The organism is bacterium (genome assembly GCA_037131655.1).
Taxonomy (GTDB): Bacteria; Armatimonadota; Fimbriimonadia; order Fimbriimonadales; family JBAXQP01; genus JBAXQP01.
Genome location: JBAXQP010000050.1, coordinates 1 through 12,376 on the forward strand (window position 1 = coordinate 1; position 12,376 = coordinate 12,376).

A 12,376-nucleotide genomic window follows, 5' to 3' on the forward strand; every position below is an offset into this window, starting at 1 on the left:
ATGCACGATTAAAGGCAATCAATTATGTTTAGTAAACACCACCAACAGGAGAGAGCTCTATGAAAATAATGACATCGGTTCAGATACTTAATGGAAATTGGTTCATCACCACCGACCCTGACAATAAAGGCAAAGAGGCTGGTTGGTTTAATACGATCCCAAAGGATGTTAAACAGGCGCCGGTGCCTGGGGTTATTCAGCAGGTCTTTCCTGCTTATCACGGTCTGGTTTGGTACTACCACAACTTCCGTCCAACGCAAAAAGCATCAGCCAATGAGCGCGTTCTACTACGTTTTGGGTTTGTAGATTATATCTGTGAGGTTTGGCTGAACGGCAAGCCGGTTGGCGGTCATGAAGGAGCCGAGCTGCCTTTTACCATAGATGTAACCGATGCGATTCGTTTTGATGCAGATAATTTGCTGGTTGTTCGTGTATTGAACCCATCTGATGAGATGATAGACGGAATGGATTGGGCACATACGGCCCACGGGTTCAAGCGCGCCGCATTCATCTGCGGAAGCACTTTTCAGTCGGGCGGGATCATGGCTGATGTTGAGTTGCTCGTGGTCCCTTCCGTACGCATCGTCGATATATTCACAAAGCCCAGCCTATCCGATGGCGCTCTTAATGTCATAATGACCGTGCAAAACGACACCAAAGCATCCGTGATCGGTACCTTGGCTGTTGCGGTTGGCCCAGAGCGGACGGGAGAAACGCTTATTTCAGGTAACTGTTCCGGCGCCTTTTCTCCCGGCGAAAGCGATCATCAGATTACCCTCAAGATCAGCCAACCACACCCCTGGAGCTTCGATGATCCCTACCTTTATGGTGTCACTGTCGATATGACGGCGGGTGATTTTTCACACAGGACGAAAGTACGTTGCGGTTTCCGTGATTTCCGAGTGATAGACGGCTTTTTCTATATGAACGGCAAGCGTATTTTCCTAAAAAGCGCCCATACGGCCAACGATTTCCCCATCGGGCAGCATACTACCGATGACCCTAACCTGATGCGGCGCGAAATAGTGAATGCAAAGGCTTCGGGGTTCAACTGCATGCGCTTCATCGGCAGTAAGCCGTATCCAGACCAACTCGATCTCGCCGATGAAATTGGCATGATGTTCTACGAAGAGAGCTTTGCAGGCATGCCAATGGAAGATTGTCCCGAATTCCAGCAGCGATTCGAGAGGGGCATTCTGGGAATGGTCAAGCGGGACCGCAACCATCCCTGCGTAACCGCTTGGGGTTTGCTCAATGAATGTAAACACAAACATCATTACAGCGCAGCGGTTGCGATCCTTCCCAAACTTCGGGAACTGGATGATACAAGATTGGTTTTCCTAAACAGCGGTCGATGGGATAAACAGTGGTCAATCGGGTCGGTCTCAAATCCCGGCTCAACGAAGTGGGACTTAGGATGGGGTACTGAGAGACCGGATGCTACTGTGGCACTGCCCGGTGGAGCGGAAGAGGTTGTCGGTGATTTCCACATCTACCCGGAGGTGCCACAAAATAGAGAGTGGCGTGCTATCATTCGCAATCTTGGAATAGGCACCAAGCCTGTTTTCCTGTCGGAATACGGCATCGGCAGTATGATGGATGTCATTCAGGGCCATCGGCTGTATGAACAAGCGGGCGCTAATCCTGATCTTGAAGATGTTAAGCTTTTCAGCGATCAGGAAGAGTGGCTTCGCAATGATTGGAAGCGGCTCGGCTTTGAGGGGGTCTATCCTTTTGTGCATGACCTATTGCTCGAAAGCGCCCGAAAACACTGCCGCCAACGCTCTCTGTGCTTCGATACACTGCGCTCCAACCCGAACATCTGTGGTCATAATCACACCAGCACTATGGATAGTTGCTGGACAGGTGAGGGACTATGGACGATATGGCGCAAGTTCAAACCGGGTGTAGTAGATGTAATAAACGACGGCTGGTCTCCTCTGCGTTGGTGTCTCTTCATCGACCCTATACACGGTTATCTGGGCGAGAAATTCACGATCGAAGTAGTGCTTGCGAACGAGGATGTGCTGGAGCAAGGCGAATATCCTGTGTGCTTCCGAATCTTCGGCCCAACAGGTATCGTATGGGAGAAACGCACTTCCGTCAACATCCCCGAGGGTCAGCCGTTAGCTGTGCCAGTGATCAAAGAAGAGGTCGTTCTAAACGGTCCCGCAGGCGCGTATACATTTGCTGCTGAACTCGAAAAAGGCGGATGGGCACCTGCTAATCGGCTAACTTTTTATCAAACAGACAAAAGCTCACTGCCGAAACTAAGAGCTTCAGTGATGCAATGGGGCTTGAGTGCAGAAGCTCAAGAATGGCTGGCAAAGAATGGAGTTAAGTGCATTCCTTTCACCGAGCCGAAAGAGCGTGAAGTTATTCTAGTCGGTCTCCCTGAAGAAGCCACATTGGCCGATTGGCAAGCATTAGCTAAAGCAATGGCTCGTGGCTGCACGGTCGTCTTCCTGAACCCGCAAGTCTTTAAGGGGGGCGAAGATACTCGGCACTGGCTTCCTCTCGAAAACAAAGGCAAGGACCATAAGTATTCGGACTGGCTCTACCATAAGGAGTGCGTGGCTAAAAAGCATCCTTTCTTCGAAGGTCTGCAAAGCCGAGGCATTATGGATTGGGACTACTATGACCAGGTTATACCGCACACAGTGTTCCAGGAATTGGATACCCCCGACGATGTGGCTGTTGCCTCATGGGCCTGCGGTTACTGGACTAAGACCGGCTATGTTTGCGGCATCCAACTGGCAACCTACAACTTCGGCGAAGGCTGTTTTGTGCTCAATACGCTATATATTCTCGAACATCTGGACGAAAACCCAACCGCCGATAGGCTAATGCTGAACATCCTCAAATATGCCCAATCATCAGGCCCATTAGCTGAGCTACCAAACGACATGGATAAAAGATTAAAAGCGATTAGTTACATTTAATGAATGTTAGGTATATTCACTGCTAGTATGCGCAGGCAATGAATGTGATATGTTTATTGTGAGATCAACCCAACAGGAGAGTGCATCATGAAGACAATGGCATCGGTTCAGATTCTTAATGAAAATTGGTTCATCACCACCGACCCAGACAATATGGGCAAAGAGGCAGGTTGGTTTAATACGATCCCGGCTGATGTTAAACCGGCGCCGGTGCCTGGGGTTATTCAGCAGGTCTTTCCGGCTTATCATGGTCTGGTTTGGTACTACCACAGCTTCCGTCCAACGCAAAAAGCATCAGCCAATGAGCGCGTTCTACTTCGTTTTGGGTTTGTCGATTATATTTGTGAGGTCTGGCTGAACGGCAAGGCGGTAGGTGGGCATGAGGTCGCCGAACTGCCTTTCACCTTAGATGTGACGGATGCGGTACGCTTTGATGCAGATAACTTGCTGGTCGTTCGAGTCCTGAACCCATCGAAGGAACTGATTGACGGTATTAACTGGGCCAATACGGCCCATGGGTTCAAGCGCATCGAATTCGGCTGTGGCGGCCAGTACCAATCGGGTGGGATTATGGCCGACGTTGAGTTGCTTGTCGTGCCCTCTATACGCATCGTGGATGTATTCGCGAAGCCGAACCTTACAGATGGCAAGCTCAACGTCCTGATGACGGTACAAAATGATACAAAGGCGTCGGTGTCGGGTACTTTCGCTGTTAACGTTGGCCCAGAGCGAACGGGAGAAACGCTAATTTCAGGTAGCTGCTCAGGCAATTTTCCTCCCGGCGAAAGCGAACATCAAATCACCCTTCAAGTCACCCAACCACACCCCTGGAGCTTTAACGATCCCTATCTCTACGGCGTTTCGATTGATTTGACGGCAAGTGACTTCTCTCATAGAGCGAAAGTGCGCTGCGGTTTCCGCGATTTTCGAGTGGTAGACGGCTTTTTCTATCTGAACGGCAAGCGCATTTTCTTGAAATGCGCTCATACGGCCAACGATTCCCCCATAGGGCAGCATATCACTGATGACCCCGACCTGATGCGACGCGAAATTGTGAATGCGAAGGCTACGGGATTCAATTGCTTTCGCTTTATCGGGTCTATGCCGCATCCCGAACAACTCGACCTCGCCGACGAGATCGGCTTGATGTTCTACGAAGAGAGCTATTCAGGCATGCCGATAGAGGATGGCCCTGAATTTCAGCGACGATTCGAGATGGGCATTCTAGGAATGGTCAAACGCGATCGTAACCATCCCTGTATAGCCGCTTGGGGCTTACTCAACGAGATTTGGGACAACTATCAATTCCGCGCAGCAGTGGCGATCCTTCCCAAACTTCGCGAACTGGATGATACAAGATTGGTTTTTCTCAACAGCGGTCGATGGGATAAACAGTGGTCGATTGGTTCAGTCTCGAATCCAGGCTCGATGAACTGGGATTTAGGGTGGGGCGCTGAGAGACCGGACGATAAAGGACCCGAGAAACCGTTTAGTTGGGAAGGACTGTACTGCGCAGCACCGGAAGGGGGCGGTGATGTCCACTTCTATCCGCATGTGCCGCAGAACAAAAAAGACCGTGATTTTCTTCGCAACTTTGGGAAAGATACACAACCGGTCTTTCTGTCGGAATACGGTATCGGCAGTATTCTGGATGTCATTCAGGGTACTCGACTTTACGAACAAGCGGGCGCTCGTCCTGACTTTGAAGATGCTACGCTGTATAGAAACCAGGAAGAATGGCTTCGCAAGGACTGGAAGCGTCTCGGTTTCGAAGGAGTCTATCCATTTGTGCATGACTTTTTGCTCGAAAGCGCCCGCAAGCACAACCGCCAGCGCTCGCTATGTTTCGATTCCCTTCGGTCCAACCCGAAAATCGTTGGCCATAACCTCACCAGCTCCATGGATAGTGGGTGGACGGCAGAGGGTGTTTGGACCATCTGGCGCAAGTTCAAACCGGGTGTAGTCGATGTGCTTAATGACGGCTGGGCTCCTCTTCGCTGGTGCCTGTTTGTCGACCCCACACATGGCTATTTGGGCGAGAAGTTTACGGTCGAAGCCGTTTTAGCCAATGAAGATGTGCTGGAGCCAGGCGAGTATCCTGTCTGCTTCCGCATCTTTGGCCCCACCGGAATCGTGTGGGAGAAACGAACTTCCGTCAAAATCCCTGAAAGCAAGCCATTTGCCGTTCCTGTAATTAAAGAAGAAGTTGTTCTAAACGGCCCCGCTGGCGCTTATACTTTTGCAGCAGAGCTAGAAAAAGGTGGTTGGGCTCCGGCTAATCGTTTAACATTCTACCAAACCGACAAGAGTTCACTACCGAAACTCGGCGGAAAAGTGATGCAATGGGGCTTGAGCGTTGAGGCTCAAGAATGGCTGGCAAAGAATGGCGTGAAGAGTGTTCCGTTCACCGAGCCGAAGGAGCGAGAGGTCATTCTCGTAGGACTACCCGAGGGAGCGACTGCTGCGGATTGGCAAGCGCTGACCAAAGCGATGGTACGAGGTTGTTCGGTTGTGTTCCTCAATGCGCAGGCATTCAAAGAGGGGGAAGAAGAGACAACCACTTGGCGTTGGCTGCCGCTCGAAAATAAGGGCATGACCTATAAGTTCAATGATTGGCTCTACCATAAGGAGTGCGTTGGCAAAGAGCATCCTATTTTCGAAGGCCTGCAAACGAGAGGCATTTTAGACTGGGATTACTACGATCAAGTCATTCCTCACATGATCTTCGAGAACTTGGATACCCCCGATGACGTTGCTGCTGCCTCTTGGGCAACCGGTTATAGCTCTAAGACCGGCTACTTTTGCGGCATTCAACTAGCCACCTATAACTTCGGGCAAGGCCGCTTCGTGCTCAACACCATGCAAATCCTCGAATACTTGGGCGAGCACCCGGCTGCCGACAGGCTAATGCTGAACCTAATCAAATACGCCCGATCCTCAGGCCCATTGGCTGAACTACCAAGCGACATGGATGCACGATTAAAGGCAATCAATTATGTTTAGTAAACATTACCATCAGGAGAGGGCACTATGACAACATTGACATCGGTTCAGATACTTAATGGAGACTGGTTCATCACTACCGACCCCGACAATAGAGGTAAAGAGGCCGGCTGGTTTAATACGATCCCAACTGATGTTAAACCAGCGCTTGTGCCTGGGGTCATCCAGCAGGTCTTTCCGGCTTATCACGGTTTGGTTTGGTACTACCACAGCTTCCGTCCTGATCAAAAAGCATCAGCCAATGAACGCGTACTGCTTCGTTTTGGGTTGGTCGATTATATTTGTGAAGTCTGGCTGAACGGCAAGACGGTCGGTGGGCATGAGGGGGGCGAACTGCCTTTCACCTTAGATGTGACCGATGCGATTCGCTTTGAGGCAGACAATATGCTGGCCATTCGAGTTTTGAACCCAGCCAAGGAACCGATCGACGGCATTAACTGGGCAAATACGGCTCACGGGTTCAAGCGCATCGAATTCTGCTGTGGGGGTGCTTTTCAGTCGGGCGGAATCATGGCTGATGTTGAATTGCTTGTAGTACCTTCCGTACGCGTAGTCGATGTGTTCGCGAAACCGAACCTCGCTGATGGAACTGTCAATGTCCTGATTACTGTTCAAAACGACACCAAAGCGCCAGTGAAGGGCGACTTGGCTGTTGCTGTTAGCCCAGAGCGGACGGGAGAAACGCTTATTTCAGGTAGCTGCTCAGGCATGTTTTCACCCGGCGAAAGCGAGCAACAAATCACCCTTCAAGTTAGCCAACCACACCCTTGGAGTGTGGACGATCCTTATCTTTACGGTGTTTCGATTGATATGACGGCGGGTGACTTCTATCATAGAGCGAAAGTGCGTTGCGGATTCCGCGATTTTCGAGTGGTAGACGGCTTTTTCTATCTGAACGGCAAACGTATTTTCTTGAAAAGCGCCCATACGGCTAACGATTTCCCCATGGGACAGCATATCACCGATGACCCCGAACTGATGCGACGTGAGATAGTGAACGCGAAGGCTACGGGGTTCAATTGCCTTCGCTTTATCGGAACTATGCCGCGTCCCGATCAACTGGATATCGCCGATGAGATCGGCTTGATGTTCTACGAAGAAAGCTTTTCCGGTATGCCGATGGAAGATTGCCCCGAATTTCAGCGGCGATTTGAGATGGGCATTCTGGGAATGGTCAAGCGCGATCGCAACCATCCCTGTATCGCTGCATGGGGTTTATTGAATGAATGCATCGATAATCATCAATTCCACGCAGCAGTGGCGATCCTTCCCAAACTTCGCGAACTGGATGATACGAGATTGGTTTTCCTCAACAGCGGTCGATGGGATAAGCAGAAGAGCATAACAGGGTCAGTCTCGAATCCAGGCTCAATGAACTGGGATGCTGGATGGGGTACTGAAAGACCGGTTGGTAGTGAGGAACCACCCAGTGATGCGCCAGTGCTTGCCGGTGATATCCACTTCTACCCGCACGTGCCGCAGAATTTAGAAGATCGCGAAATCATCCGCAACCTTGGAAAAGATACACAGCCGGTCTTCCTGTCGGAATACGGCATCGGCAGCATTCTGGATGTCATCCAGGGTACTCGTCTATACGAACAAGCGGGCGCTAACCCTGACCTTGAAGATGCTGTGCTCTTTAGAAACCAGGAAGAATGGCTACGCAAGGACTGGAAGCGTCTCGGCTTTGAGGGAGTCTATCCGTTTGTGCATGATTTTTTACTCGAAAGCGCCCGCAAGCACAACCGCCAGCGCTCGCTATGTTTTGACGCCCTTCGGTCCAACCCGAAAATCGTTGGCCATAACCTCACCAGCACTATGGATAGTTCGTGGACTGGTGAGGGCGTTTGGACCATTTGGCGTAAGTTCAAGCCAGGGGTAGTCGAAGTGCTCAATGACGGCTGGGCGCCATTGCGTTGGTGCCTCTTCGTCGATCCTATCCACGGCTATTTAAATGAGAAGTTTACAGTCGAAGCTGTTATTGCCAATGAAGATGTGCTGGAGCCAGGCGAGTATCCTGTCTGTTTCCGCATCTTCGGTCCCACCGGAATCGCATGGGAGAAACGAACTACCGTCAAAATCCCTGAAAGCAAGCCATTTGCCGTTCCTGTAATTAAAGAAGAAGTTATACTCAACGGCCCCGCAGGCGCTTATACTTTTGCTGCTGAATTGGAGAAAGGCGGATGGGCTCCGGCTAATCGGTTGACCTTCTACCAAACCGATAAGAACTCACTTCCAAAACTCGGTGGAAAAGTGATGCAATGGGGTTTGAGCGCTGAGGCTCAAGGCTGGTTGGCTAAGAATGGCGTGAAGTGTGTTCCTTTCATCGAGCCGAAAGAGCGAGAGGTTATTCTCGTAGGACTACCCGAGGGAGCGACTGCTGCGGATTGGCAAGCGCTGGCCAAAGCGATGGCCCGAGGGTGTTCGGTTGTGTTCCTCAATGGGCTAGCATTCAAAGAAGGGGAAGAAGAGACAGATACCTGGCGTTGGCTGCCGCTCGAAAACAAGGGCAGGGCCTTTAAGTTCTGGGATTGGCTTTATCATAAGGAGTGCGTTGGCAAAGAGCATCCTATTTTCGAAGGCCTGCAGACAAGAGGCATTTTGGACTGGGATTACTACGACCAAGTTATTCCGGTGATATTATTCGATCAACTAGATACCCCCGATGATGTCGCTGTTGCCTCATGGTCAACTGGTTATTGCTCTAAGACCGGCTACATCTGCGGTATTCAATTAGCCACCTACAACTTCGGCCAAGGCCGTTTCGTACTCAACACAATGCAAATCCTCGAGTACTTGGGCGAGCACCCGGCCGCTGACCGCCTAATGCTGAACCTAATCAAATACGCCCGATCATCCGGCCCATTAGCTGAACTACCGAGCGACATGGACGCACGGTTAAAGGCAATCAATTACGTTTAGTAAAGACTAGCTCCTATGGTTGAACCAGTGAAGCTACTCTCTAAACTTAAATGAATACAAATCCGCGTCTCTCATGACGAAACGAAGGCGAATTGGTTTGCCTGCTAGTTGGCTAACATCTTTGCCGGTCTTCCAGGCGACGACTCGGTCGAGTTGGTCACCGAAGATTTCGGGGCTGTCTTTGAGAGTGTAGCCTGGGATCGGACTGCCGTCGGCATCTTGGATTTCTATACGAACATAGCCGGCAACAGAGGTGGAGAAGTTCATTTCCAGTTCCTTGCCTTTGAAGGTAATTGGTTTGGTAGTGAACTCGCCGCCTTTGCCGGTAGCGTTCATCGAGACGAAGCCATCCACTCGAATCACATAACGGCGTAAGTCTGTGTAAGGACCTTGCCATAAATGTTCGGTTGCGTAGATTGAAATTTCATCAGGAGCGCCGGTCATATCTGATTTGGTTTCGATTAGCCCCCATGCTTGACAGTTGTCGCCATAAACCCATTGCGCTTCACTGCGTAAGCCCGGACGGATAAAGGCTTCGAGCCAGCGGTTGAAGACTTTTCCGTCTCGACTGGTCATAAATAAACCATCAGTGAGAGCAGAACCATAACGTGACTGGGTCTTCGAACGCTCCTCTCGCTCCTTAAGCATCGGCAATGCTTTCATCTCCTCGGACCAGCCGCGGTCAAGGTAGCGCATAGGGAATCCCATGTAAATATGCGGCGCGCGGTAGTAAGGGGCCACTGCATTGGTATACAACGCCTCATTAGGCGTGCCGGGATATTCGAGCCACTCACCCTTAGTCCAATTAATAAAGTCGCTTGATGTGGCGGTCTTGATGCCACGTGTTAATTGTTCTATAAAGTCGCGATAATAAGCTCGGTATACCCCTTGTTCGGCATCCCAAAAGGCAGTATTCAAGCTATCAAATGAGCCATCATCCAACACCGGCTTATCGGTCAATAACGTCCAATGAATGCCGTCGGTTGATTTCAAAGCGCGCATAAAAGGATAGCCATCAATAACCCAGTTATGGATGGCCTTATAGCGGGCATCGGGAGCACAGTTTGGGTTCAAGTCTTTGAAGCAGCTAAAGTTATTCAGCGAAGGGCATGACCAGACGATATTGTTCTTCTTCGAGCCTTCGAACTCAAATAGCCCGAGGGCAGGCTTGGTCCAGCGGATGCCGTCTTTGCTCTCGGCATACCCGATAAAGTCGTCATGCAGGGGGCCGGTCGTCGGCACATGAGTCCAAGAGTTATAGTATGTCCGAAAAATATCTCCATCTTTGAAAATGACCTGGTACTTACAGTCATTGCCCTCCCAACGCTCGTCGAAAGACATCACTATTTCTTTTGGAATCGGGTGATGCATCTCCAACCGCACTTTCGACATCTTGTCGATCAAAAAGGTGTCAACCATCAATTCCCGTCTGGTTCCGATATTAATCACATTAATCTCCTTAGCAAATGCGCTCAAAGTAATACTTAGAAGGCATGCCACAAAGGCAATTTCTCCCCAACCGTTATTAATTGCTTACATCCAAAGATACCATTGACTCACTTTGTGTAGTGGTCAGAACCGTGCGTTGTTTTGTATCGTTTATATTTGCCATTACGAACGAAGTCCTTTTCATACAACTTGAAGCTGACGGGATCGCCATGCGGGCACCGGACAATGATCCAAATTTCGCCTGACTTACGTTCCAGCATGTAGGCATAAGCCATTTCTCCTTCTAACGCGGCCGCGGCAACCACCGGCTTGCTCCATGTCTTGCCGTCGTCAGAGGAAAACATGATGCTAAGCTCAGCTCGGTTCCAACTAAAGGGCGTTTCCGTCATCTGGCAAACGGGGATACGCTGAATATTCGGAGTTTTTTCCAAGCCAACTCGAATCCAAATCAGAGCGATCCGACCACTGGCCAATCTGAGCAGATATCCCGGTGCAGAGCTTGCATCGATACCGCTTGGTTTGATCACCCGCCAATAGAGGCCATGCGTATCGGAATAGGCAGACCAGAACTCATCCAGATTGGTGCGAATGAGCGTCATCACTTGCCCATCGGTAAGCTCGACCAATGTGGGTTCAAGCGCGCCATCATGGTCACCATGCCCGCCGATGTCGATGTTGCTGCCGCGTTTCCACGTCTTTCCCTCATCATCGCTTACACAGCCAAACAGATAATGCCGCCCCAAATCCATATACATATCCTGAATAAGAGTCGCTACACGCCCGGTCGAAAGCTGTTTGATGTCGATAATTTGCCCGTTGTAGCCGTCCAATATTCGGTTGAAGTCCGTCCAAGTCTTACCCCCATCCATGCTGCGGCACGCCCACACGTCGAGTTTGCACCGGGGATCAGGCTTGCCGAGTTCGTTGTTCCATTCATAGAAGCTGCTTCCCTGCTCCATATATAGCATGATGAGAACGCCGCTCTTGGTCTGAAGCATAATCGTCCCATGCTCCCACCGCTGAGGCACAGTTCCATCCGGCATTTTGATCTGGCGAGGTTCCGACCACGTTTTACCATCATCGCTGCTGATTTGAATTCCCTCATTGTCGACAGCGGCAAGCTTCCCATCATTTAGATTAATAACCCAGGCCGATGTCGCAAATGGCAGCTGTTGGCAGGCCTTATGAAGCCTCGCATTCTTGGTTGAGATATTCTCAGTCGATACTTGTGACAAAGATGAACCCACAGCAACCATAGGTATGAGAATGAATGCGAGTAAAAGTAATCTGAACATAAGCTCCCCCATTTCAATATGCAACATTTAGTTCTCCTAATCTTTACTTCGACCGATGTTGTATTCCGATGCAGCCAGAACGTTATTATAGCTTATACACATATTTAGCATGTCTGAGCGTCTCACGGGTATCCTACGAATGGAGGTGGGTATGGATAGGAAGCGATTTGACGAGGTTGAGATGAATCTGGTGCGTGAGGTGATGGAGAGCGGAGAGCTATGCCGTGCTATTGGTAACAGCATGGTAGAGCGGTTCGAAAAGGCGTTCGGGGTATATCTTGGGCGCAAGTATGTTCTTGGAGTGAGTTCAGGTACCAGCGCCAACGAAACGATGTATGCATCTATCGGGGTTGAACCGGGGGATGAGTTTATCTGCCCTGCATCGGCGCCTATTTTTGTTTCCTTCCCTGTGATTGGGTTGGGGTGCGTTCCTGTGTTTGCAGATGTGGACCCCCGTACCCTAATTATTGATCCTTATGCAATCGAAGAACGGATTACATCCAAGACAAAAGCCATCGTAGTGGTGCATCTATTCGGTCAACCGGCACAGATGGACGAGATAATGGCAGTTGCGAAGAGACACAACTTGAAGGTGCTCGAAGACTGCTCACAATCTTATGACAGTCTCTATAAAGGCCGCAAAGTTGGTAGTATCGGCGATGCAGCGTGCTTTAGCCTGCAGCAGTCCAAACACATGACATCAGGTGAAGGCGGCATCTTCGTGACAGATGATGTGGAGATGTATAAGAGAGCCGTACTGTTTGC

Annotated in this window: 6 protein-coding genes; 4 read left to right on the plus strand and 2 right to left on the minus strand. The window is 50.2% G+C overall.

The annotated features are described in order from the left end of the window. Positions 1-59 precede the first annotated feature (59 nt). The 3 genes from WCO51_03925 (at position 60) to WCO51_03935 (ending at position 8,867) form a co-directional block, all read left to right on the plus strand. Entirely contained in the window at positions 60-2,942 is a 2,883-nt protein-coding gene (locus WCO51_03925; GenBank protein ID MEI6512406.1) for a sugar-binding domain-containing protein, read from the plus strand. An 87-nt stretch (positions 2,943-3,029) separates the two neighbouring features. Beyond that, positions 3,030-5,945 (plus strand): glycoside hydrolase family 2 TIM barrel-domain containing protein, encoded by a 2,916-nt coding sequence (locus WCO51_03930; GenBank protein MEI6512407.1) that lies wholly within the window; start codon positions 3,030-3,032, stop codon positions 5,943-5,945. Between the two features lie 27 nt (positions 5,946-5,972). Continuing rightward, positions 5,973-8,867, plus strand: a complete 2,895-nt coding sequence (locus WCO51_03935) for a sugar-binding domain-containing protein (protein MEI6512408.1) — start codon at positions 5,973-5,975, stop codon at positions 8,865-8,867. 33 nt (positions 8,868-8,900) lie between these two features. Here the strand turns inward: WCO51_03935 and WCO51_03940 are convergent, their stop codons facing one another. Next, positions 8,901-10,316 (minus strand): hypothetical protein, encoded by a 1,416-nt coding sequence (locus tag WCO51_03940; protein ID MEI6512409.1) that lies wholly within the window; start codon positions 10,314-10,316, stop codon positions 8,901-8,903. 107 nt (positions 10,317-10,423) lie between these two features. Beyond that, complete coding sequence (locus WCO51_03945; GenBank protein MEI6512410.1) at positions 10,424-11,638, minus strand: sialidase family protein; 1,215 nt, start codon at positions 11,636-11,638, stop codon at positions 10,424-10,426. Between the two features lie 124 nt (positions 11,639-11,762). Between WCO51_03945 and WCO51_03950 the strand changes: the two genes are divergently transcribed. Then, the coding region (locus WCO51_03950) for a DegT/DnrJ/EryC1/StrS family aminotransferase (GenBank protein ID MEI6512411.1) at positions 11,763-12,376 on the plus strand (614 nt) is incomplete at its 3' end.

What these genes read in the sequence shown, in the direction of transcription:
- WCO51_03925 (MEI6512406.1), top strand. Translation starts at nt 60, where the DNA reads ATGAAAATAATGACATCGGTTCAGATACTTAATGGAAATTGGTTCATC.
- WCO51_03930 (MEI6512407.1), top strand. Translation starts at nt 3,030, where the DNA reads ATGAAGACAATGGCATCGGTTCAGATTCTTAATGAAAATTGGTTCATC.
- WCO51_03935 (MEI6512408.1), top strand. Translation starts at nt 5,973, where the DNA reads ATGACAACATTGACATCGGTTCAGATACTTAATGGAGACTGGTTCATC.
- WCO51_03945 (MEI6512410.1), bottom strand. Translation starts at nt 11,638, where the DNA reads ATGTTGCATATTGAAATGGGGGAGCTTATGTTCAGATTACTTTTACTC.